Origin of the sequence: Streptomyces sp. NPDC049887, assembly GCF_040656535.1 — a bacterium.
In the GTDB taxonomy this organism is placed as follows: Bacteria; Actinomycetota; Actinomycetes; order Streptomycetales; family Streptomycetaceae; genus Streptomyces.
In genome coordinates this window covers 122,842-146,169 of record NZ_JBFAMM010000013.1, presented here as the reverse complement: position 1 = coordinate 146,169, position 23,328 = coordinate 122,842, and the positions used below count along the sequence as shown (strand labels likewise).

Here is a 23,328-nt window from a genome sequence, read left to right as displayed (position 1 = left end):
CGTATGAAGCTCGGTGCCGTCATCATCACCATGGGCAACCGGCCCGACGACCTGCGTGCCCTCATCGACTCGGTCGCCAAGCAGGACGGCGACCCCGTCGAGGTGGTCGTCGTCGGCAACGGCTCTCCGGTCAGGGGCGTGCCCGACGGCGTGCGCACGGTCGACCTGCCCGAGAACCTGGGCATCCCCGGTGGCCGCAACGTCGGTATCGAGGCGTTCGGCCCGGGCGGCGGCGACGTCGATGTGCTGCTCTTTCTCGACGACGACGGTCTGCTGCCGAACAACGACACCGCCGAGCTGGTGCGCCGGGCGTTCGAGGAGGACCCCGCCCTCGGGATCGTCAGCTTCCGGATCGCCGACCCGGACACCGGCCTCACCCAGCGCCGGCACGTCCCGCGGCTGCGTGCGTCCGACCCGATGCGCTCCTCGCGCGTCACGACCTTCCTCGGCGGCGCGAACGCGGTCCGCACGAAGGTGCTGCAACAGGTCGGCGGCCTGCCGGACGAGTTCTTCTACGCGCACGAGGAGACCGACCTCGCCTGGCGGGCCCTCGACGCCGGCTGGATGATCGACTACCGCTCCGACATGGTGCTGCACCACCCGACGACGCCGCCCTCCCGGCACGCGGTCTACCACCGCATGGTGGCCCGCAACAGGGTGTGGCTGGCCCGTCGCAACCTGCCCGCCCCCCTGGTGCCCGTCTACCTCGGGGTGTGGATCCTGCTCACGCTCCTCAGGCGGCCCTCGGCCGCGGCGCTCAAGGCCTGGTGCGGCGGCTTCAAGGAGGGCTGGACCACTCCGTGCGGGCCGCGCCGTCCCATGAGGTGGCGTACCGTTTGGCGACTGACGCGACTGGGCCGACCGCCTGTCGTCTGACCGCCCGGAATCTGAGAGCATCGGGCGTACTCCGGGACCTGGCCCATCACCTGAGGCCGAAGCCGCGCATCTCGAACACGAAAGTCTCGACTTGTGAGTGACACAACCCACGACGGCGCGATCGCCACGAGCGCTCGCCCGTCTCCCGACGACGGTCTGACACCGGCGGAGCTGGCCGCCAAGTACGGCCTGTCGGTGAGCGGTGCCCGCCCCGGGCTGGTCGAATACGTCAGGCGGCTCTGGGGCCGTCGGCACTTCATCCTGGCGTTCTCCCAGGCGAAGCTGACCGCCCAGTACAGCCAGGCGAAGCTCGGCCAGCTGTGGCAGGTCGCCACGCCGCTGCTGAACGCCGTCGTGTACTACCTGATCTTCGGCCTCATCCTCGGCGCGGGCCGCGGGATGCCGAAGGAGGTCTACATCCCCTTCCTGGTGACGGGCGTGTTCGTGTTCATGTTCACGCAGACGTCGGTCATGGCCGGTGTCCGGGCGATCTCCGGGAACCTGGGGCTGGTGCGTGCCCTGCACTTCCCGCGCGCCTCGCTGCCGATCTCGTTCGCGCTGCAGCAGCTCCAGCAGCTGCTGTTCTCGATGATCGTCCTGGTGCTGATCGTGGTCGCGTTCGGCAGCTACCCCTCGCTGAGCTGGCTGCTGGTGCTGCCGGCCCTGGGGCTGCAGTTCGTCTTCAACGTCGGACTGGCGCTGATCATGGCGCGGATGGGCAGCAAGACGCCCGACCTCGCCCAGCTGATGCCGTTCATCATGCGGACCTGGATGTACGGCTCGGGCGTCATGTTCTCGATCAAGGTGATGCTCGCGGACAAGCCCGCGTGGATCGCCGACGTCCTGATGTACAACCCCGCTGCGATCTACATGGACCTGGTCCGCTTCGCCCTGATCGACGGGTACGGCCGCGACAACCTGCCCACCCATGTGTGGCTGGCCGGCGGGCTGTGGGCGCTGCTGCTGGGTGCCGCCGGGTTCGTGTACTTCTGGAAGGCGGAGGAGCGCTATGGCCGTGGCTGACCACCTCGAGGAGCCGCGCGACGCCCGGGTGCCCACCGTCGTCGCCGACGACGTGCACATCGTGTACCGCGTCAACGGCGGCAGCGGCGGCAAGGGCAGTGCGACCGCCGCGCTGAGCCGGATCCTGCGGCGCGACCGCGGGGAGTCCCGCGGCGTCCGCAAGGTCCACGCCGTCCGGGGCGTCACCTTCACCGCCTACCGCGGCGAGGCCATCGGGCTCATCGGTACGAACGGCTCCGGGAAGTCGACCCTGTTGCGTGCGATCGCGGGGCTGCTGCCCACCGAGAGCGGCAAGGTCTACACCGACGGCCAGCCGTCCCTGCTGGGCGTCAACGCGGCCCTCATGGGCGATCTGACCGGTGAGCGGAACGTCATCCTCGGTGGCCTGGCCATGGGCATGTCGCGTGAGGAGATCCGCGGCCGCTACCAGGACATCGTCGACTTCTCCGGCATCAACGAGAAGGGCGACTTCATCACCCTGCCGATGCGCACGTACTCCTCCGGCATGGGCGCCCGGCTCCGGTTCGCGATCGCCGCGGCCAAGAACCACGACGTGCTGATGATCGACGAGGCGCTGGCCACCGGTGACCGCAAGTTCCAGATCCGCTCCGAGGAGCGCATCCGGGAGCTGCGGAAGGAGGCGGGAACGGTCTTCCTGGTCAGCCACAGCAACAAGTCGATCCGCGACACCTGCGACCGGGTCCTGTGGCTGGAGAAGGGCGAGCTCCTGATGGACGGCCCGACCGACGAGGTGATCAAGGCGTACGAGAAGGAGACCGCGAAGTAGGCGGTCTCCCGCCGTGGACCGAGAGGCCCCCGCCGGTCCGTTGCCGCGAGGGCCCTCGCACGGCCGGGCTCCGCGGGCCCGGCGCGGGGTCGCGCGGCCCCGACCGGTCGTCACCCGCCGCTGCGCTCGCGGTGGTTGGTGGCGTGCCGCCCTGCTTCCGCGACGCGGCAGGTGCCCCGCCGAGGCCGGGGACGATGCGGAACCTAAGCTGTACCGGTGCTGATTCACGGCAAGTGGGGCGATGCACCCTGGGGTGTCCCCGCTGCCGGACGGCCAAGCCCCTCGTGGGGACCGGCGGCGTGTCCGAAATAGGATGTATTGGGTCGGCAGTGTAGAACGGGAGATGTGACGGCCATGACGGAAGATCTCCAGCTCCGCGTGGGCAGTGCCGTCCCCGCACCTGGCAGCCCGCAGTGACAGATACCCGGCAGGTGCGCCCCGACGCCTCCACGCGCACCACCCTCGCCAAGGCCGCGGACGAGAACTTCCCCGTGGCACCCTTCTTCCTGCCGCGCGCCTGGCGCGGCGACCTCATGGCCGTCTACGGCTACGCCCGACTCGTCGACGACATCGGCGACGGTGACCTCGCCCCCGGCGGAGCGGACGCCCGGCTGCTCGGTCTCGACCCCGCCCGGAGCGACGACCGGCTCGCGATGCTCGACGCCTTCGAGGCCGATCTGCGGCGGATCTTTTCCGGCGGCGACGGCGGCGGCCCGCGCCATCCCCTGCTGCGGGCGCTGGTCCCGACCGTGCGCCGCCGCGCACTCACCCCCGAGCCGTTCCTCGGCCTGATCGAGGCCAACCGCCAGGACCAGCTCGTCCGCCGCTACCAGACCTGGGGCGACCTCACGCGCTACTGCGAGCTCTCCGCCAACCCCGTCGGCCGGCTCGTCCTGGCCATCACCGGTACGGCCAGTCCCGAACGGATCCGCCGGTCCGACGCCGTGTGCACCGCCCTGCAGATCGTGGAGCACCTCCAGGACGTCGCCGAGGACCTGGCCGCGGACCGGGTCTACCTGCCCGCCGAGGACATGCGGCGGTTCCGCGTCACCGAGGACGACCTGGCGGCCCCGACCGCGAGCGCGCCCGTACGGGCCCTGATCGCCCACGAGGCCGCGCGGGCCGCACTGCTGCTGGAGGAGGGCGTCCCGCTCGTGGGAAGCGTCCATGGCAGGCTCAGGCTGCTGCTCGCCGGCTTCGTCGCCGGGGGGCGCGCCGCCCTCGCCGCGATCGAGGCCGTCGGCCACGACGTCCTCCCCGGGCCGCCCGGGCCCACCAGGCCCCGGCTGATGCGCGAAGTGGCAGCCGTCCTGCACAGAGCGCGTAGAGAGGGGTGAGCCGGAGCATGGAGGAGTTCACACACATGTCCGCGCCGGTGCGGGCCGCGTACAGCTACTGCGAGGCCGTCACCGGGACGCAGGCGCGCAACTTCGCGTACGGCATCAGGCTCCTGCCCGCCGACAAGCGCCAGGCCATGTCCGCGCTCTACGCCTTCTCGCGGCGCGTCGACGACATCGGCGACGGTCTCCTCGGGGAGGCCGCCAAGCGGGACCGGCTCGAAGGGACCCGCGAGCTCCTCGGCAGGATCCGCGACGGGGCGGTGGACGAGGACGACACGGACCCGGTCGCCGTGGCCCTCGCGGACGCGGCGCACCGCTTCCCGATCCCCCTCGACGCCCTCGACGAGCTCATCGACGGGGTCCTCATGGACGTCCGCGGCGAGACCTACGAGACCTGGGACGACCTCAAGGTCTACTGCCGGTGTGTCGCGGGGGCCATCGGACGACTCTCCCTCGGCGTGTTCGGCACCCTGCCCGGCGCGCGCGGCGCCGAACGGGCCTCCGAGTACGCCGACACCCTCGGACTCGCCCTCCAGCTCACCAACATCCTGCGCGACGTCCGCGAGGACGCGAGCAGCGGCCGGACGTACCTGCCGACCGACGACCTCGCCAAGTTCGGCTGCACCGGCGGATTCCACCGCGCGATCCCGCCGTCCGGGGCCGACTTCACCGGGCTCGTCCACTTCGAGGTGCGGCGTGCCCGGGGGCTGTTCGCCGAGGGCTACCGGCTGCTGCCCATGCTGGACAGGCGCAGCGGCGCCTGCGTGGCCGCCATGGCCGGGATCTACCGCCGGCTGCTCGACCGTATCGAGCGCGACCCCATGGCCGTCCTGCGCGGCCGTGTCTCCCTCCCCGGCAGGGAGAAGGCCTACGTCGCCGTGCGCGGCCTCTCCGGGCTCGACGCGCGGCACATCTCCCGCAAGGCCGTCAGGAGGCGCGTCCGATGAACCGGTTGAGGCCGACCCGGCGCCCGACCGCCGCCGGGCCTCGCGCGACGGCACGGCACGCCGCGGCGGTTCCGGGCGCCCTCCCCACCGCCGGGGAGGGCCCGTGACGTACCGGGACGGCACCTCCGAGCGGCACGCCGTCGTCGTCGGGGGCGGGCTCGCCGGTGTGACCGCCGCACTCCGCCTCGCCGACGCCGGTCTGCGCGTCACACTCCTGGAGAACCGGCCCAGGCTCGGCGGACTCGCCTTCTCCTTCCGGCGCGGCGAGTTGACCGTCGACAACGGCCAGCACGTCTATCTGCGCTGCTGCACCGCGTACCGCTGGTTCCTCGACCGCGTCGACGGCGCCCGCCTCGCGCCGCTCCAGCCGCGCCTCGACGTGCCCGTCCTCGACGTGGCCCACCCCGGAGGCCCCCGCCTCGGGCGGCTGCGGCGCACCGCCCTGCCCGTACCCCTGCACCTCGCCGGCAGCCTCGCGCGCTACCCCCACCTCTCCCTCGCCGAGCGGGCCGCGGTAGGTCGCGCCGCGTTCGCGCTGAAAGGACTCGACCCCGCCGACCCCGCCCTCGACGGCATCGACTTCGCGACCTGGCTGCGCCGCCACGGCCAGTCCCCGAGAGCCGTCGAGGCCCTCTGGGACCTGGTCGGCGTCGCCACCCTCAACGCCACCGCGCCGAACGCCTCCATGGCCCTCGCCGCGATGGTCTTCAGGACCGGGCTGCTCTCCGACCCGGGCGCCGCCGACATCGGCTGGTCCCGGGTCCCCCTCGGCGAGCTGCACGACACCCTGGCCCGCAAGGCCCTCGACACGGCCGGCGTCCGCACCGAACTGCGCACCCGCGTCAGCGAGGTCGGCCGGGCGGACGACGGGCGCTGGAACGTCACGGCAGGCACCGGCCGGCTGGCCGCGGACGCCGTCGTCCTCGCGGTACCGCAGCGCGAGGCGCACGCACTGCTCCCCGAGGGCGCACTGGACGACCCGGACCGGTTGCTCGGCATCGGGACCGCGCCGATCCTCAATCTGCACGTGGTCTACGACCGCCGCGTGCTGCGCCGGCCCTTCTTCGCCGCGCTGGGGAGCCCCGTCCAGTGGGTCTTCGACCGCACCGACGCCTCCGGTCTGACGGCGGGCGTGCCCGGCGGCGACGGAGGGCGGCGGGCCGGACAGTACCTGGCCCTGTCCCAGTCCGCCGCCGAGGACGAGATCGACACCCCCGTCTCCGTACTGCGCGAGCGCTACCTTCCCGAGCTGGAACGGCTGCTGCCCGCGACCCGCGGGGCGCGGGTACGGGACTTCTTCGTCACCAGGGAACGCACGGCGACCTTCGCCCCCGTCCCCGGTGTCGGTAGGCTCCGGCCCGGCGCCCGCACCAACGCCCCCGGCCTCTGCCTGGCCGGGTCGTGGACCGCCACCGGCTGGCCCGCGACCATGGAGGGCGCCGTGCGCAGCGGACTGAGCGCCGCCGGTGCCGCGCTCGCAGCCCTCGGCCGCCGCCACGAACATCCGCTCGAGGAGGCGGCATGAGACCCACGTCCGGAACCAGAGGAGAGAAAGTGCCGACTGCGCCTTCGGCGAACCCGGCTGTCGACACCGAGGCCGTCACCGCCCTGCTCGAGCGCGGGCGGACGATGTCCACCCCGGTGCTGCGCGCTGCCGTTGACAGGCTCGCGCCCCCCATGGACACCGTCGCCGCCTACCACTTCGGCTGGATCGACGCCCACGGCCGTCCCGCGGACGGCGACGGCGGCAAGGCCGTACGCCCGGCGCTGGCGCTGCTGTCCGCCGAGGCCGCCGGGGCCGCGCCCGAAGTGGGCGTCCCCGGTGCCGTCGCCGTCGAGCTGGTGCACAACTTCTCACTGCTCCATGACGACCTGATGGACGGTGACGAGCAACGCCGCCACCGCGACACGGTGTGGAAGGTGCACGGGCCCGCGCAGGCCATCCTCGTCGGCGACGCGCTCTTCGCCCTCGCCAACGAGATCCTGCTGGAGCTCGGCACCGTGGAGGCGGGCCGCGCCACCCGCCGGCTCACCACCGCCACCCGCAAGCTCATCGACGGCCAGGCCCAGGACATCTCCTACGAGCACCGCGAGCGGGTCACCGTCGAGGAGTGCCTGGAGATGGAGGGCAACAAGACGGGCGCCCTGCTCGCCTGCGCCGTCTCCATCGGTGCCGTGCTCGGCGGGGCCGACGACCGCACCGCCGACACCCTGGAGGCGTACGGCCATCACCTGGGGCTCGCCTTCCAGGCCGTGGACGACCTGCTGGGAATCTGGGGCGACCCGGAGGCCACCGGCAAGCAGACCTGGAGCGACCTGCGCCAGCGCAAGAAGTCCCTGCCCGTCGTCGCCGCGCTCGCCGCGGGCGGTCCCGCGTCGCAGCGGCTCGGGGAACTGCTCGCCGCCGACGCCAAGAGCAATGACTTCGACAGCTTCTCCGAGGAGGAGTTCGCCGCCCGGGCGGCACTGATCGAGGAGGCGGGCGGTCGCGACTGGACCTCGCAGGAGGCCCGCAGGCAGCACGCCGTCGCCGTGGAGGCGCTGGACCGGGTCGACATGCCCGGGCACGTCAGGGCGCAGCTGGTCGCCCTCGCCGACTTCGTCGTCGTACGCAAGAGATGAGCACCGGGCCGCGGACGGCACCGACGGAGATGATCACGATCAATCGCATATGAGCTCGCAGTCGCCGGCCGGTGCCCTCCCGGTACCGGCCGACGGCAGACCCGAAGCAGCACGTCCGACTGCAAGAAGGGGAAGCCATGACAGCGACGACCGACGGAAGCGGCGGGGCCCCGGCGTCCCGCGCAGCCTCGGCCAGCGACCGTACGACCGATCACCGTCCGGCTCCGGAGGACCCCGGAAACCTCGGCACCACCGCCCTGCTGACGGCGCAGCGTTCCGTCGAGCACCTGCTCGGCAGGCAGGACGCGCAGGGCTGGTGGAAGGCCGACCTCGAGACCAACGTCACCATGGACGCCGAGGACCTGCTGCTCCGTCAGTTCCTCGGGATCCAGGACGAGAAGACCACCGCAGCCGCCGCCGTCTTCATCCGCGGCGAGCAGCGCGCGGACGGCACCTGGGCCACCTTCTACGGAGGTCCCGGCGAACTCTCCACCACCATCGAGGCGTACGTCGCCCTGCGCCTCGCCGGCGACCGTCCCGACGATCCGCACATGGAACGTGCCGCCGCCTGGGTCCGGGCGCAGGGCGGGATCGCCGCGAGCCGCGTGTTCACCCGCATCTGGCTGGCGCTCTTCGGCTGGTGGCAGTGGGAGGACCTGCCCGAGCTGCCGCCCGAGATCATCTATCTGCCCCCGTGGTTCCCGCTCAACATCTACGACTTCGGCTGCTGGGCCCGTCAGACCATCGTGCCGCTCACCGTCGTCTCGGCGAAGCGGCCCGTGCGGCCCGCGCCGTTCGCGCTCGACGAGCTCCACACGGACCGCCGCAATCCCAACCCGCAGCGTCCGCCGGCTCCGGCAGCCAGTTGGGACGGGGTCTTCCAGCGCCTCGACCGGCTGCTGCGCGGCTACCACAAGGTGGCCCTGCGCCCGCTGCGGCGCGCGGCGATGAACAGCGCCGCCCGCTGGATCATCGAGCGGCAGGAGAACGACGGCTGCTGGGGCGGCATCCAGCCGCCGGCCGTCTACTCGGTGATCGCCCTCCACCTGCTCGGCTACGACCTCGACCACCCGGTGATGCGCGCCGGCTTGGAGTCGCTGGACCGCTTCGCCGTGTGGCGGGACGAGGCCACCGGCGGGGCGGGCCGTACGGAGGGCCCGGCCAGGATGATCGAGGCGTGCCAGTCGCCCGTGTGGGACACCTGCCTGACCGTCCTGGCGCTCTCCGACGCCGGGGTGCCCGCTGACCACCCGGCACTGGTCAGGGCAGCCGACTGGATGCTCGGCGAGCAGATCACCCGGCCCGGTGACTGGGCCGTGCGCAGACCGCACCTCGCCCCCGGCGGCTGGGCGTTCGAGTTCCACAACGACAACTACCCGGACGTCGACGACACGGCCGAGGTCGTCCTCGCGCTGCGCCGGGTGAAACACCCGGACCCGGCGCGGGTCGAGGAGGCGGTCGCCCGGGCGGGCAACTGGACGCTGGGGATGCAGTCGAGGAACGGTGCCTGGGGCGCCTTCGACGCAGACAACACCGGCACCTTCCCGAACCGGCTGCCGTTCTGCGACTTCGGGGAGGTCGTCGACCCGCCGTCCGCCGACGTCACCGCGCACGTCGTGGAGATGCTGGCCCACGAGGGCCGGGCCCACCACCCGCGCACCCGCCGCGGAGTCGACTGGCTGCTGCGCGAACAGGAGCCGAACGGCGCCTGGTTCGGGCGGTGGGGTGTCAACCACATCTACGGCACGGGAGCGGTCGTCCCGGCCCTCACCGCGGCCGGGGTGCCCGTCTCGCACCCCGCGATCCGCCGGGCCGTCGGCTGGCTGGAGTCCGTCCAGAACGACGACGGCGGCTGGGGTGAGGACCTGCGCTCGTACCGCGAGGAGTCGTGGATCGGCCGCGGCGTGTCCACGCCCTCCCAGACCGGCTGGGCGCTGCTGGCGTTGCTGGCTGCGGGCGAGCGGGACGGGAAGGCCGTCGGGCGGGGCATCGCGTACCTCGCCGCCGCGCAGCGCGAGGACGGCTCGTGGGACGAACCGTACTTCACGGGGACCGGCTTCCCCTGGGACTTCTCCATCAACTACCACATCTACCGGCAGGTCTTCCCGCTGATGGCCCTCGGCCGGTACGTGCACGGGGAGCCGTCGACCGGCCGGAACGGGGGCTGAGTGTCCGCTGCCCCCGGTACGCCGCCCGCCGACGAGCCGCTCCCGCCGCTGCTGATCGCCTGTGCCCTCGGCATCGAGCGGCTGGCCCTGCGCGCGGGTGGCCGCAGCGGTGCGCCGGGGCCGGTGACCCTGCTCCGAACGGGCATGGGCCCGAGGAACGCGGAACGTGCCCTCGCGAAGGCACTGGGTGACGGAGCGGACGGTCGCCGGCGCCGTGCCGGGGCCGTTCCCGCGGCCGGCGTCATCGCCTCCGGCTTCTGCGCGGGACTCGCCCCGGGAATGCACCCCGGTGACGTGGTGGTGGCCGACGAGACCCGGGGGCCCTGGGGCGCCACGCCCTGCACGGCCACGGACGTGCTGACGGAGGCCGTGGCCAGGGCGCTGCCCGGGCGCACCGTGCACACCGGCCCGCTCACCGCCTCCGACCACGTGGTGCGCGGGCAGGAGCGGACGGGGCTGGCGGCGACCGGCGCGATCGCGGTGGACATGGAGTCCGCCGCGACGCTCCGCAGCGCCCGGAGAGCCGGGGTGCTCCCGGTTGCGGCCGTCCGGGTGGTCGTGGACGCTCCAGAGCATGAGCTGGTCCGTATCGGCACGGTGCGCGGTGGAATATCGGCTTTCCGTGTTCTGCGTGCCGTACTGCCCGCTTTCTACGAATGGCACCGTTCTTTGCTGCTCCCCAGGAGGTGAGCCAGATGGCCATGCCGCTCCGCCAGACCATCAGGGTCGGGACCTATCTCTTCGAACAGAAGCTCCGCAGGCGTGAGAAGTTCCCGCTGATCGTGGAGCTGGAGCCGTTGTTCGCGTGCAATCTGAAGTGCGAGGGCTGCGGGAAGATCCAGCACCCGGCCGGGATCCTCAAACAGCGGATGCCGGTCGCCCAGGCCGTGGGCGCCGTTCTGGAGTCCGGAGCCCCGATGGTCTCGATCGCGGGTGGCGAGCCCTTGATGCACCCTCAGATCGAGGAGATCGTGCGGCAGCTGGTGGCGAGGAAGAAGTACGTCTTCCTCTGCACCAACGCCCTGCTGCTGCGGAAGAAGATGGACCGGTTCACCCCGTCCAGGTACTTCGCCTTCGCCGTCCACATCGACGGGCTGCGCGAGCGGCACGACGAGTCGGTCGCCAAGGAGGGCGTCTTCGACGAGGCGGTGGAAGCGATCAAGGAGGCCAAGCGGCGCGGTTTCCGGGTCACCACCAACTCCACGTTCTTCAACACCGACACCCCGCAGACGGTCATCGAGGTGCTGAACTTCCTCAACGACGACCTCGAGGTCGACGAGATGATGATCTCTCCCGCGTACGCCTACGAGAAGGCCCCCGACCAGGAGCACTTCCTCGGTGTCGAGCAGACGCGCGAGCTGTTCCGGAAGGCGTTCGCCGACGGCAACCGGCGGCGCTGGCGGCTGAACCACTCCCCGCTCTTCCTGGACTTCCTGGAGGGCAAGGTCGACTTCCCCTGCACGGCCTGGGCGATTCCGAACTACTCGCTCTTCGGCTGGCAGCGCCCCTGCTACCTGATGAGCGACGGTTACGTCCCCACGTACAAGGAGCTCGTCGAGGACACGGACTGGAGCAAGTACGGCCGCGGCCGGGACCCGCGTTGCGCCAACTGCATGGCCCACTGCGGCTACGAGCCGACCGCCGTACTGGCGACCATGGGCTCCCTCAAGGAGTCGTTGCGCGCCGCGCGCGAAACCGTGTCGGGCAGCGGGAGCTGAGAGCGGGCGACGGCCGGTGGACGCCGAGCGCCCCTGCCGGAGCGCAACGGATCGGAGAGGGGGCACGAGCGTGACGACTCTCGAGCACATCCGAGGAGCGCGCGACCTCGAGGCGCTGACGGAAACGGAACTCGACGAACCGGCGGAGGAGACCGGGGAGTTCCTCACCCACTCCGGGCGGGCCGGGGGGCCGGCCGACGTCGGGCTGACCCCGGTCGACATCGCCGGGGCCCTCGCCGCCGCTCTCGCCCGGGGCGGGCAGGCGGAGGCCCCTGCGTCCCCGGAGACCCGGACGGCCGGGTCGACCCCCGACACCCCGGACATCGAGGAGCACGGCGGATGAGCAACGAGTTCGACCTCACGAAGCTGCTCGCGGAGCGTGGCGGCGAACGGTACGGGCTGCACGGCCGGTATCTCAACCACCAACTGCCCCGGATGCTCCGGACCATCGGCTTCGACAAGGTGTACGAGCGTGGGGAGGGCGCCCACTTCTGGGACGCGGAGGGCAACGACTACCTCGACATGCTCTCGGGGTTCGGCGTGATGGGCCTCGGCCGGCACCACCCGGTCGTCCGCAAGGCGCTCCACGACGTCCTGGACGCCTCCCTCGCCGATCTGACCCGCTTCGACTGTCCGCCCCTGCCCGGACTGCTGGCCGAGAGGCTGCTCGCCCACAGCCCCCACCTGGACCGGGTCTTCTTCTGCAACAGCGGTACGGAAGCCGTGGAGACGGCCCTGAAGTTCGCCCGGTACGCGACCGGCCGGCCCCGGATCCTGTACTGCGGCCACGCCTTCCACGGGTTGACGGCCGGCTCGCTGTCGGTCAACGGTGAGGCGGGATTCCGCGACGGATTCGCCCCTCTGCTCCCGGACACCGCGGTGGAACTCGGGGACCTGTCGGCGCTGGAGCGGGAACTGGCACACGGCGACGTGGCCGCGTTCGTCGTGGAGCCGATCCAGGGCAAGGGCGTGCACGAGGCACCCCCGGGGTTCCTGAGCGCCGCTCAGGAGCTGCTGCACCGGCACGGGGCGCTGCTGATCGCCGACGAGGTGCAGACCGGTCTGGGCAGGACCGGGGACTTCTACGCCTACCAGCACGAGGACGGCGTCGAGCCCGATCTGGTCTGTGTCGCCAAGGCCCTGTCGGGGGGCTATGTGCCGGTCGGCGCGGCCCTGGGCAAGGACTGGATCTTCAGGAAGGTCTACTCGTCGATGGACCGGGTGCTGGTGCACTCGGCGAGTTTCGGCTCCAACGCCCAGGCCATGGCGGCCGGTCTCGCCGTGCTGTCGGTGATCGAGGACGAGCAGGTCGTCGCGAACGCCAGGGCCACCGGGGACCTGCTGCGGACGCGGCTCGCCGCGCTCGTCGGCCGTTACGAACTGCTCCACGAGGTCCGCGGGCGCGGACTGATGATCGGGATCGAGTTCGGCAGACCGTCGTCGCTGAAGCTCCGCAGCCGCTGGACGATGCTGCAGGCGGCCCGCAAGGGGCTGTTCGCCCAGATGGTGGTCGTGCCCCTGCTGCAGCGGCACCGCATCCTCACCCAGGTCTCCGGCGACCGGCTGGAAGTGATCAAGCTGATTCCGCCGTTGATCATCGGCGAACCGGAGGTGGACCGGTTCGTCGAGGCCTTCACCGCCGTCATGGACGACGCGCACGGCGGCAGCGGGCTGATGTGGGACTTCGGCAGGACCCTCGTCAAGCAGGCGGTCGCCGGTCGCTGAACGGCCGGATCGCGGACGTCACGGCCCCGGCAGCCGCAAGGTCACCGGGCGGCGCGTGGCCCGCCAGGCGCGTTCCCGCCGTGCAGGTGCCGCGGGGGCGGCTGCGGACCGGCCGCCCGCCGCCGCTCAGACCGCCCCGTCGACCAGCCGCCCACGGAGGCGCTCCCGCGTCGCGCCGGTGAGGCCGAGGCCGTCCTGGAGATAGCGCTCGGTGCTGCCCCAGACCTCCTCCATGGTCTCGAACGCCGCCGCCAGGTACTCGGCGCGGGCGTCGAACAGAGGGCTCAGCAACTCCATCACCTCGGGTGACATCCCGGCCGGGGAGCTGTCGCTGCGACGCACCTTGTAGCGCCGGTGCGGGTCGTTCGACTTGAGGTAGTCCGCCTCGATGGCGTCCCGCTCGACCCCCACGGCCAGCAACGAGACGGCGATGGACAGGCCCGCCCGGTCCTTGCCCGCGGCGCAGTGCATCAGCGCCGGCGTGCTGTCCTCGGCCAGTGCGTGCAGGACGCGGCTGTGCTCGGCGGTGCGCTCCTTGATGATCAGGCGGTAGGAGGCGACCATCCGCCCCGCCGCCTGGCCGTCGTCGAGGATCGACTTCAGCTGGTCGAGGTCGCCGTCCCGCACCATCCGCCAGAACTCGGCCCCGTCGGCCGGGTCGGACAGCGGGATATTGACGTTGCGCACCCCGGCGAGTTCGACGTCCGGGCCCTCCAGCCGCTGGTCCGCGGAATTGCGGAAGTCGAAGATCGTGTGGAGCCCGAGCGAGGAGAGGAAGGCCGCGTCGGTGTCCGTCGCGTGCGCGAGATGGCCGCTGCGGAACAGCCGTCCGTACCGCACGCGCCGTCCGTCCACGGTCGGCAGTCCGCCCACGTCCCGGAAGTTGCGCACACCGGACAGCTCGGGTTCGGTCGACGGGGTCTGGGGCAGCTGCTGAGTCACGGGGGCTCCTCCGTGTCTGCGGTCGGCACTGCTCGCCGACGAGGGCGCGGTATTGACACTACGACATCGATTCCTCAGGCAATCATCTCGACCCGTGTGTGCCGGGCCGTTGCCCGCCGTCGAACTCCCCCCGACGATGTGCGGAGTTGTCGGAGTCCGAGAGGTCCGGATCACCGAGAAGGTCGGCGACGGCCGAATCCGGCTTCTGTCCGGCGCGAGGGGCAGCTGCGCACGGTTCCCGACCGATCGGGTCGAACTCCTTCTTCCACACCGGCGGGCCGCACATCGAGCCGGACGACGCGGCCGCGGAGGACTCGGCGGGGTGCCGGCGGCGGCGACGGGCGTGCGGCTCCTCGTGGCCGACGGCGCCCGGCTCGGGCGGGGGACGGGGGAGCGGGCCGGAACGGGGCACCGGACCCCGAACCCGGACCGCTACCCCGGCGGCCCCAGCCGCTCCCCGGGTGGGGCAGACCACCGCAATTCGGGGGTTGTGGGAATGGAATTCCGGCCGGACGAGTGAAAGATGTTTTTCTGCGACACTCGCGCCCTTGAATGTATTGCGTCCGCAATGAGTGTTGTGTCCGAATTGGCTGCTTTAGGGTGGGCGCGCCCTGATTGGTAATGGGGGTGGCGTCCACCCGTGAGCGGAATCATATCCGTGACGTTCCGTGCGGCGGGCGACGGCCCAACTCCCTTGTCCGCGTGGAAATCGAAGATCCGTGATCCACGGAGTGTGACCGGGAAATGTGTGCCGATATCCGGCAGGTCGATTCCCGGTGGAAATGACGGCTTGTTCGCACCGACCCGGCTCCCTTACGGTCACCGCAATCCGGTCGGAACGCCTAATCCTGCCGCCGTCCGGAATATCGCACCCACCCACATGTGGCAGGAGCGGGGGACCCAGGTACTGCGCCGTTCCGTGACCCCGGACGGCTCGGGGTGAAGCCGCGCCCACGGCGCGGCCGGGCAGCTCCAGCCCGAACCCGACAGCTCACCTCGCAGGCGGCGGAGAGGAATGCGCCATGCCCGGTAAGGGGAAGCACCGCCGTCCGAGGACCAGCCCGTTCAGGCGCGGATTCGTCGCTGCCGGTACGGGCGGGGCCGCCATCGCCATCCCGTTCGTCGGTGCCGCCGGCGCGAACGCCGCCGGGCAGTCCGCGCCCGCCGCCGGGCACGCCGTTCCGACCGTGCACCAGGCCGTCGTCCCCCAGGCGCCGCAGGCCGGCAAGGCGGTCGAGACCTACACCGTCGTGGCGGGTGACCACCTGTCGAAGATCGCCGCCGAGCAGGATGTCACGGGCGGCTGGAAGAAGCTCTACGCCGACAACCGTGCCGCCGTCGGTGAGAACCCGTCGCTGATCCACCCGGGTCTGCGGCTCAGCCTCCACGCCGGGCCGAAGGCCACGGCCGACGCGAAGCCCCAGCCGAAGGCCGAGTCGAAGGCCGAGACCCCGGCGAAGGCCGACGCGAAGTCCCCGGCGAAGGCCAAGGCCGCGGCCGAGAGGCCGGCTGCCTCCACCGAGCGCGCCTCCCGCACCGCAGACCGCGGCGCCTCCGCTCCCGCGGCCGCTCCCGTCCGGGTTCCTGCCGCCGGTACCGCCGTCAACAACATCCCCTCGGGCTACTTCGCCCCGGTGGTCGGCGGCGTCAGCACCGCGTACAAGACCGCCGGTGCCATGTGGTCCAGCGGCTACCACACCGGTGTGGACTTCATCGCCCCCACCGGCACGTCGGTGAAGGCCGTCGGTCCCGGCACCGTCGTCTCCGCCGGCTGGAGCGGTGCGTACGGCAACGAGGTCGTCATCAAGCACGACGACGGCACCTACTCGCAGTACGCCCACCTCTCCCAGCTCTCCATCGCCTCCGGCGAGAGCGTCACGGGCGGCCGGCAGATCGGCCTGTCCGGCTCGACCGGCAACTCCACGGGCCCGCACCTGCACTTCGAGATCCGCACCAGCCCCGGTTACGGGTCGGACATCGACCCGCTGGCCTACCTGCGTCAGCACGGGGTCGCGATCTGACGTCGCGTCGGTACCTCGCGCGGCGTCCTCGTCCGCCGGCCCCGCGCAGGGGGCCGGCGGACGGCTCCGTTCCGGGCCCCGGCCGGGGTCGGTGCCGGATGGCGGGCGCGTCCGACGGCTATTCCCGCTTTGCCGAAAACTGACCTGGTGGTCTATATCACGCGCCGTCAAGCCCTCCCTACGGTGGCGTAGGTCACTTCTCGAGGTGAATGATGACTCGACGTGGCAGATGATTCGCGATCAAGAGCAAAGGACTTCTTCGGGTCGTACGCGGCGATCGGTGACAGCTTCACCGAGGGCGTCGGAGACCCCGGACCCGACAGCCGGTTCGTCGGCTGGGCGGACCGCCTCGCGGTCCTGCTGGACGACCGCCTACCGGAACACAACCTCCGCTACGCCAATCTCGCCGTGCGCGGCAGGCTACTCGACCAGATCGTCGAGGAGCAGGTCCCGCGCGCCAAGGAACTCGCCCCCGACCTGGTGACGTTCTGTGCCGGAGGGAACGACATCATCCGACCCGGCAGCGACCCCGACGACGTCGCCGAACGCTTCGAGCGGGCCGTCGCCGACCTCGCCGCCTCCGTGGGCACGGTGATGGTGACCACCGGCTTCGACACCCGCGGGGTGCCCGTGCTACGCCACCTCCGGGGCAAGATCGCCACGTACACGGCACACGTCCGTGCCATCGCCGATCGCCACGACTGCCCGGTCCTCGACCTCTGGTCGCTCAAGTCCGTGCAGGACAGGCGGGCCTGGGACGCCGACCGGCTGCACCTCTCGCCCGAGGGGCACACACGGGTGGCGCTGCGCGCGGCGCAGGTGCTCGGTCTGGACGTGCCCGCCGACCCGGACCAGCCGTGGCCGCCGCTGCCGCCGCGCGGCAGCCACGAAGTACGCCTCGACAACATCCAATGGGCCCGGGAGCACCTCGTGCCCTGGATCGGACGGCGGCTCCGGGGCGAATCGTCCGGTGATCACGTGGAGCCGAAGCGCCCGGACCTGCTGCCGCTCTGATCGCCCGACCCGGAGCGGGAGGGGCCCGCCCCGGAGCCCGCCACCGGGACCGACGCCGAGTCCGGGACGGAGCGCGGGCCCGGCACCGGGTCCGCGCCGTGCGGTGCCAGGCCTCGGGCGCTGCCGAAGCCGGGTACGGAGTCCGGGTACCCGGCGGGGACCCGCTCCAGGACCCCGCCCGCGAACACGTCGTACAGCGGAAGCGACTCCAGATGGACGTAGCCGATGTGGCAGTCGCACACCGCGAGCGGGCACGCCCTCGGACCCAGCGCCGCACGGTAGGAGCCGTCGTAGAGGTTGCCGAGCCCGGACCGCACGAAGTGGCAGCGCCGCACCGTGCCGTCGCCGTCCACCGAGACCACCGACTCGCCCGTGCGGCACGGCAGACCGGCCGAGCGGTGCGGGTGCCGGCTGTACGGGAAGAGGGGGTCGAGCGCCGTCCAGCGGGCGGCCTCCCCGTCCGTGTACGTGTGCCCGTCCGCCGCGTTGACCCACAGATAGACATGGCCCGGGAGGTCCGCCCGCAGCCGGCGCGCGGCCTCCAGGTGCTCCTCGAGTCCGACGATCCCGACGCTGAACCTGATTCCGCGCCCCACCAGGTCCCGGCACTTGCCGAGGAAGCGGTCGTACGGCGTCTGGCCCGGGTGGTAAGTGCACCACAGCGCCAGGGTGTCCGGGTCGACGCCGTCCAGCCAGTCCGTGCGGCAGCTCAGATTGGTCTGGACGGCGACCCTGCGGATGTGCGGCAGCCACGACAGCTCGGCCAGCGCACGCCGGTACCAGGAGCGCACCAGCGCCTCGCCCCACGGGGTGAACAGCACCGACAGACGGTCCTCGCCCTCCCGCGCCGCGGCCCAGGCCGCAAACCGCTCGAGCGCCGCCCGGTCGGCCCGCAACTGCTCCCGGCTGTCCCGCCGTTTGGCGAACGGGCAGTAGGGACAGTCGTAGTCGCAGGACGCCAACGGCCCGCGGTAGAGCACGGTCAGATCCATCGGCTCCTCACTTCGGCTCGTACGCGGCCATCGCGTCCCGCACGGCGGGCGAGAACAGCTCGGGACCCAGCGCGTCCGAGTACGCCAGCCCTTCCGGAGTGAGCCGCAGCAGCCCGCCGGCCTCCTCCAGCCAGCCGCGCCCGGCGAACGCCGCCAGCTCGTCGGGGAAGTCCTCGGCGGGCGCGCTGCCGAAACGCTTCCGGTAACCCGCCACCTCCATGCCCTGAGCCTGCAGCAGCGACTGCAGCAGATGGCGGCGGCGCGCCTCGGCGTCGTCGATCCGCCGGCCTACCTCCGCGCGGGTGAAGTCCGCCGTCTCCGTGTAGTCGTCGATGATCGTGCGTATCCGGCGCATGTCGACGGCGTAGTCGAAGGAGTAGTGCAGTCCGGTGGTGTACGAGCGGGCCCCGCAGCCGAGGCCGATCATGCCGTCGGTCTGGCAGGCGTGGTCCTCCGGGCCGCGCGGCACGCTGCCCTGACCGCCGGGGCGGCGGAACATCCGCATCGACACCTGCTCGTATCCGTGCGCCAGCAGATGGTCCCGGCCCTCCCGGTAGAGCCGCAGCCGCTGCTCGTCCCAGGCGGCGTCCCCGCTCGTCCCGTCCTGCCGGCCGAGCCCCGTCAGCGGCCGGACGTAGAGGGGGTACAGATACAGCTCCTCGGGGCGCCAGACGAGCGCCGCGTCGAGCGAGCGCCGCCAGGTCGCCTCCGTCTGACCCTCGATGCCGTAGATCAGATCGATGTTGAGGACGGGGACGCCGGTGTCCCGGATGCGGCCGAGCGCAGCCTCGACGTCGGCGCGCCGCTGCGGGCGGACGGCGGCTCTCGCCTCCTCGTCCACGAAGCTCTGGACGCCGATGCTCAGCCGGGTCGTGCCGCGCGCGGCTAGCACGGCGAGGCGGTCGGCGGTCGCGGTGGCCGGGGACGTCTCCACCGACAGCGGTACGGCGCGCAGATCCGCGCCCATCCGCCTCTCCGCGATGTCGCAGAGCCGCTCCAGCTCCCGGGCGGTGAGGAAGGTCGGAGTACCGCCGCCGAACGCGGCGGCCGCGAACCGGACCGCCTCCGACTCGCCCAGCGCCTCGCGCACGGCCAGTGCCTGGCGCTCGAGCGCGTCGAGATAGCGCGTCGTCAGCTCGTCGGGGGCCCCGATCCGGGTGAAGAGATTGCAGAATCCGCAGCGGACCTCGCAGAACGGGATGTGCAGGTACAGCGAGAGGGAGGTCTTCCCCTCTCCGGCCCACAGTTCGCGCAGTTCTGGCCGCTCCGGCAGTGGGCGGTACGACGTCTTGTGCGGATAAGCGTAGACATAGCTCCGGTACGGGCGGATCCCGTGCGCCGCGCCGTTCACCGGGCGCCCTCGGCGCCGTCCGGCCCGGGCAGGAAGAACTGCGCGTACGGCACCGTCCACACGACCTCGTGGCCCAACCGGTGGCCGGTGTAACCGTCGTCGCCGTAGGCCGTGCCGTGGTCGGAGCAGACGATCGCGAAGCAGCGCCGCCGGCTGCTCGCCGCGGCGAAGAGCCGGCCGATGTGCCGGTCCACGTACTCCAGCGCCGCGGCGTGGGTCTCGCGCGAGTCGCCCGCCTCCCGCGCCGCGCCGGGCAGATGGAACCAGTTGGGCTGGTGCAGGGCCGAGACGTTGACGAAGAGGAACAGCCGCCGGTCCACGGGGAGCGCCGCGACGACCTCCTCGGCCCTGGCGACCTGCGACTCGAAGGAGGTGGGGGAGGACACTGCGAACTCCGGCTCCCAGTGGCTCTCCTGGAACATCCCCGGCAGCACGGAGCCGAGCGGGCCCTGCCGGTTGAAGAAGCCGACACCGCCGATGCACACCGTCCGGTACCCGGCGCCGGCGAGCCCGGAGACCAGGTCGGGCGTGTCGTACACGAACGTGCCGTCGGCCGTAGTCTCACTGCCCGTGAACCGCGCGGCGAACAGCCGGGGGTGGGGGCCGGGTGCTGCGGGCGTCGGCAGGAAGCCGGCGAAGATCGCCTGGTGCGAGGCCCAGGTGAAGCTGCCCGGGGCGTGCCGCCGCTCCCAGCGGCCGCCCGGCAGACGGCGCGCCAGGTGCGGGATGCGGCCGGCGGCCGCCAGTTCCTCGGCGACGTCGAAGCGCAGCGTGTCGAGGGTGACGAGCAGCAGATCGTCCGTGCCGACGACCGACCGCATGTCCACCGGGGGTGAGCCGGGAATGCGGTCCGGGGAGCCGGCAGGCTCCGCGACGCCGGTCACGCCCGCCGTACGGGTGGGCTGGGTCATGACGGCCGGACCGGTCCGGCCGGGAGGGGCTGGGTGCATGGTGGTTCCTCGTGGTGCGGATGTACGGCGGCGGCGACCTGCGCCGCATAGGTGTCGAGGCCCTCGCTGCCGCTGCCCGGCAGTCCCGTGAGCCCCGGCAGGAGGTCGCCGAAGGCGTTGACCTCGCCGACGGCGAACCGGCGCCAGCCGGTGGCGGGCAGCAGGTCGACCCCGACGCACAGGGTCCCGGGGAAGCGGTCCGCCGTCCGCTCGCACAGCCCCAGCACGTCGTCGCGCCAACTTCGACCGGCGGCCCGCACGGAGGCCCTGGCCTCGGCCAGGTCACCCCGCATACCGCCCAGATGGAGATTGGTCAGCGGGGAACGGCTCGTCCGTACGACGGCGTGCGTGCACCGCCCGGCGACCACCACGACCCGGAGGTCGGCGGCCCTACCGTGCTGGACGGCCTTCGGCAGCCAGCGTTCGATGTGCAGACCGTCGGGCGCGAGGGCGTCGACCATGGCGGCGATCTCCGGCTCGGCGGTGTAGCGGCGCAGCCTCAGCGAGTTGAACAGCCTTCCGTCGGGCGCCCGCTCCACCGACGTCGTCGCCCGCACGCGGCCGCCGCCGGCGACCTCCACGGCCAGGACACCGGACGCCGAGGATCCGTGGGCGAGCTTGACGAAGGCGCGGCGGTACCCCGGTTCGGCGAGCACGGCGCGTACGTCGTCCCAGCCGCGGACGGCGGGTGCCCCGGCGCCCGAAGTGGGCGACGGCGGCACCGCCACGCCGGCCGTCGTGAGCCGCTCGTGGCACAGCCGTTTGTCGAACAGCACCGCCAGCTCGGCAGGGTCGTCGAGCAGGCTGCCGCCGGCCGTGCGCACCGACTCCGCCACCTCCCGTACGGCCTCCGTGAAGCGGACGTACCAGCGGCCGGTGCCCTCGACCCTGGCCGGGTCCTCGACCCCGCGCAGCAGCCGGTCCACCTCCGGGTCCTCACCGGGCGAGTCGATGCGCACCGTCTCCCCGGCGGCGAAACCGGCCCGGCCCCGCAGGACGTCCAGCCACGGCACCACACGAGCGTCGGGCAGCCCCGCCGAGCGCAGGGCCCGCTGGAAGAACGCGACGCGGCGGTTGCCCGGGACGCCGACGACGGCGAAGCGCCGCGAGGCCGTCGGTCTCACTCGGCCACCGCGGTGAACCGGCCGCCGTCCTCGTCGTCGTCCCAGGGCTCCTGCACGTCGCCGAGATCGACGCTCACCCCGGAGGGCTCCAGCGAGTTGCGTATGCGTTCGGCCATCGGCCCACTGACGAAGTGGTGGTGCAGATCGAGCTTCCTGAGGTGGGTGAGGGGCTGGCCTTCGAGCAGCGCCGCCGCGCCCTGGTCGCCCAGGGTTCCCATCGACAGGTCCAGGACCTCCAGCCGGGCGACGACCGGGGCCGCCGCGAGGGCCGCGGCGATCTCGTCCTGGATCTCGCTGTTGCGCAACGCGAGACACCGGAGTTCCGGGAGCCGGGTGCCGGCGAGGAACGGCTGCAGATCGGAGAGTTCGGCGTCCCCGCCGTAACCGGAGGTGCCGAGCCAGAGGTCCAGGTTCTCCAGCGAGGGGAGTTCGCAGGCGGCCACGCCCCGCACCACCTCCACCGGCAGGCCACCGCTCTCGATGACGAGCGTCCGCAGGTGCCGGTGCCGGGCCGCGCCGAACACCAGGCCCATGCCGCCCCGTACCCCGAACTCCTCCAGTTCCGGGAATCCGTCGAGCAGCGGGGTGACGTCGCCCTGGTGGATCCAGGAGATCTCGCACTCCTCGAAGGTGATGTCGCCGACGAACAAAGCGCGCAGCTCCGGCAGCCGGTCGCGTGCCGCGAGCAGCGCGGAGACCACCTCGTCCGGGCCGCCGTCGTACACGTCGCTCCAGGCTCCCACGATCAGGGCCCGGACCTTCGAGGTGTCCACGGAGGCGGTGAAACGCGCGAAGGCGTCCTCCCACGACTCGTCGCTCTCGTACGCCTCCACACCGATCCGCCAGGCGACGGAAGCCGGGTCCGGCAGCCCGCCGGCCTCGGCGTCGACGCCGGGGAAGTCGAACGCGGGCAGGCCGTGCAGCTCCTGCAGATGGACCCCAATGGTCATGACGATGCTCCAGACAGCGGACGGCGGTGATCGGCTGATGTGCGTGCAGTTCTACCAAGTGCCACTGACAGGGCCCTCCGCGGGGCGGCCACTGCGTCCGAGGACGGCCCGTGGCGGCCCGCACGGGACCGGGCGGCTCCCGCGGGGCCCGCCGGGCCCCTGCCCGTGGGTGCCCTCGGCCCTCCGGCCTCCGCGGGTGCCGGGGTACGGACTCCGCACTCACGGTGGACGACGCTGCCGAACCGCCGCCTGGCGTCCGTGCGTTCGCCGCCGCCCCGGATCGCCGCCGACATGGGTCTCGCCGACGGCCGCGCCCGGGTCCTGGCGCGGTCGCGCCCCCGACGACGGTTCGCCGGCGTGCCTGCACTGTCAGACCCTCCCTCTAACTTCGATCGCAGCCCGGCGCACCAGGCGCCGACGGTCGAGGGGAGAGCCATGTACCGGCAGGGAGATGTGCTGATCGTGCCCGTTGCGGAGGACACCGTCCCCGCCCGTGCCGAGGACGCAAAGGGGGAGCCGAGGGACCGCCGCGGGCGCCTGGTGCTGGCGCTCGGTGAGGTCACGGGCCACGCCCACGCGGTCACGGGGCCGGGGCGGCTCTTCCGCGACGCGGGCTCGTCGGGGCCGATGCTCCTCCATCTCCCCGAGGGCGGCCGGGTGGTGCACGAGGAGCATGCCCCGATACCCCTGCCCATGGGCTGGTACCGGGTGGTGCGCCAGCGGGAGTACATCCCGGGCGCGGTGCGGATCGTCGCGGACTGACCGCGGCGAGCGTTCC

At 72.3% G+C, this 23,328-nt stretch carries 21 protein-coding genes and 1 riboswitch; of the genes, 15 read left to right on the top strand and 6 right to left on the bottom strand.

From position 1 onward, the window contains the following. The first annotated feature begins 3 nt into the window (after nt 1-3). From AB0J10_RS18255 to AB0J10_RS18200, 12 genes are all read left to right on the top strand, one after another. Nucleotides 4-876, top strand: coding sequence for a glycosyltransferase family 2 protein (locus AB0J10_RS18255; protein ID WP_363062696.1), 873 nt, complete (start codon nt 4-6; stop codon nt 874-876). 93 nt (nt 877-969) lie between these two features. Beyond that, nucleotides 970-1,899, top strand: coding sequence for an ABC transporter permease (locus AB0J10_RS18250; RefSeq protein WP_363062694.1), 930 nt, complete (start codon nt 970-972; stop codon nt 1,897-1,899). Further along, complete coding sequence (locus AB0J10_RS18245) at nt 1,886-2,686, top strand: ABC transporter ATP-binding protein (protein ID WP_363062692.1); 801 nt, start codon at nt 1,886-1,888, stop codon at nt 2,684-2,686. The genes AB0J10_RS18250 and AB0J10_RS18245 overlap by 14 nt, the downstream gene beginning before the upstream one ends. A 413-nt stretch (nt 2,687-3,099) precedes the next feature. Further along, a complete protein-coding gene (gene hpnC / locus AB0J10_RS18240; RefSeq protein WP_363062690.1) occupies nt 3,100-4,023 on the top strand; it encodes a squalene synthase HpnC in 924 nt (307 codons plus the stop codon). Nucleotides 4,024-4,031: 8 nt separating this feature from the next. After that, complete coding sequence (gene hpnD, locus AB0J10_RS18235) at nt 4,032-4,973, top strand: presqualene diphosphate synthase HpnD (RefSeq protein WP_363062688.1); 942 nt, start codon at nt 4,032-4,034, stop codon at nt 4,971-4,973. Between the two features lie 103 nt (nt 4,974-5,076). Further along, nucleotides 5,077-6,498, top strand: coding sequence for a hydroxysqualene dehydroxylase HpnE (gene hpnE, locus AB0J10_RS18230; RefSeq protein WP_363062686.1), 1,422 nt, complete (start codon nt 5,077-5,079; stop codon nt 6,496-6,498). Continuing rightward, nucleotides 6,495-7,595: a polyprenyl synthetase family protein gene (locus AB0J10_RS18225; RefSeq protein ID WP_363062684.1), complete on the top strand. Its 1,101-nt coding sequence runs from the start codon at nt 6,495-6,497 to the stop codon at nt 7,593-7,595. Before hpnE ends, AB0J10_RS18225 begins: the two co-directional genes overlap by 4 nt. Nucleotides 7,596-7,732: 137 nt before the next feature. Then, entirely contained in the window at nt 7,733-9,763 is a 2,031-nt protein-coding gene (gene shc, locus AB0J10_RS18220; RefSeq protein WP_363062682.1) for a squalene--hopene cyclase, read from the top strand. Next, nucleotides 9,764-10,453 (top strand): 1-hydroxy-2-methyl-2-butenyl 4-diphosphate reductase, encoded by a 690-nt coding sequence (locus AB0J10_RS18215; protein ID WP_363062680.1) that lies wholly within the window; start codon nt 9,764-9,766, stop codon nt 10,451-10,453. A 5-nt stretch (nt 10,454-10,458) separates the two neighbouring features. After that, a complete protein-coding gene (gene hpnH, locus AB0J10_RS18210; RefSeq protein WP_363062678.1) occupies nt 10,459-11,481 on the top strand; it encodes an adenosyl-hopene transferase HpnH in 1,023 nt (340 codons plus the stop codon). Nucleotides 11,482-11,551: 70 nt separating this feature from the next. Beyond that, nucleotides 11,552-11,824: a hypothetical protein gene (locus AB0J10_RS18205; RefSeq protein ID WP_363062676.1), complete on the top strand. Its 273-nt coding sequence runs from the start codon at nt 11,552-11,554 to the stop codon at nt 11,822-11,824. Continuing rightward, nucleotides 11,821-13,206 (top strand): aspartate aminotransferase family protein, encoded by a 1,386-nt coding sequence (locus AB0J10_RS18200; RefSeq protein WP_363062674.1) that lies wholly within the window; start codon nt 11,821-11,823, stop codon nt 13,204-13,206. Before AB0J10_RS18205 ends, AB0J10_RS18200 begins: the two co-directional genes overlap by 4 nt. 126 nt (nt 13,207-13,332) lie before the next feature. Here the strand turns inward: AB0J10_RS18200 and AB0J10_RS18195 are convergent, their stop codons facing one another. After that, complete coding sequence (locus AB0J10_RS18195) at nt 13,333-14,148, bottom strand: tyrosine-protein phosphatase (protein WP_363062672.1); 816 nt, start codon at nt 14,146-14,148, stop codon at nt 13,333-13,335. Nucleotides 14,149-15,011: 863 nt separating this feature from the next. After that, nucleotides 15,012-15,166: riboswitch (cyclic di-AMP (ydaO/yuaA leader) on the top strand. Nucleotides 15,167-15,170: 4 nt separating this feature from the next. Here AB0J10_RS18195 and AB0J10_RS18190 point away from each other — a divergent pair. After that, nucleotides 15,171-16,169, top strand: a complete 999-nt coding sequence (locus tag AB0J10_RS18190; RefSeq protein ID WP_363062670.1) for a LysM peptidoglycan-binding domain-containing M23 family metallopeptidase — start codon at nt 15,171-15,173, stop codon at nt 16,167-16,169. A gap of 222 nt (nt 16,170-16,391) precedes the next feature. Beyond that, a complete protein-coding gene (locus tag AB0J10_RS18185; RefSeq protein WP_363062668.1) occupies nt 16,392-17,183 on the top strand; it encodes an SGNH/GDSL hydrolase family protein in 792 nt (263 codons plus the stop codon). Here the strand turns inward: AB0J10_RS18185 and AB0J10_RS18180 are convergent. The 5 genes from AB0J10_RS18180 to AB0J10_RS18160 all read right to left on the bottom strand — a co-directional run bounded on the left by AB0J10_RS18180 (nt 17,144) and on the right by AB0J10_RS18160 (nt 22,550). Next, nucleotides 17,144-18,175 carry an STM4011 family radical SAM protein gene (locus tag AB0J10_RS18180; RefSeq protein WP_363062666.1) on the bottom strand — a complete coding sequence of 344 codons (1,032 nt, stop codon included), beginning with the start codon at nt 18,173-18,175 and terminating at the stop codon, nt 17,144-17,146. The genes AB0J10_RS18185 and AB0J10_RS18180 overlap by 40 nt on opposite strands. A 7-nt stretch (nt 18,176-18,182) precedes the next feature. After that, complete coding sequence (locus tag AB0J10_RS18175) at nt 18,183-19,526, bottom strand: STM4012 family radical SAM protein (protein WP_363062664.1); 1,344 nt, start codon at nt 19,524-19,526, stop codon at nt 18,183-18,185. Continuing rightward, nucleotides 19,523-20,347, bottom strand: coding sequence for an STM4013/SEN3800 family hydrolase (locus AB0J10_RS18170; RefSeq protein ID WP_363062805.1), 825 nt, complete (start codon nt 20,345-20,347; stop codon nt 19,523-19,525). The genes AB0J10_RS18175 and AB0J10_RS18170 overlap by 4 nt, the downstream gene beginning before the upstream one ends. A gap of 86 nt (nt 20,348-20,433) precedes the next feature. Next, on the bottom strand, nt 20,434-21,600 hold the full coding sequence (locus AB0J10_RS18165) for an STM4014 family protein (protein ID WP_363062662.1): 1,167 nt from the start codon (nt 21,598-21,600) through the stop codon (nt 20,434-20,436). Then, on the bottom strand, nt 21,597-22,550 hold the full coding sequence (locus AB0J10_RS18160; RefSeq protein ID WP_363062660.1) for an STM4015 family protein: 954 nt from the start codon (nt 22,548-22,550) through the stop codon (nt 21,597-21,599). Before AB0J10_RS18160 ends, AB0J10_RS18165 begins: the two co-directional genes overlap by 4 nt. Before the next feature lie 435 nt (nt 22,551-22,985). On the opposite strand from AB0J10_RS18160, the gene AB0J10_RS18155 reads away from it, so the two are divergent. After that, nucleotides 22,986-23,312, top strand: a complete 327-nt coding sequence (locus tag AB0J10_RS18155; protein ID WP_363062658.1) for a hypothetical protein — start codon at nt 22,986-22,988, stop codon at nt 23,310-23,312. Nucleotides 23,313-23,328 lie beyond the last annotated feature (16 nt).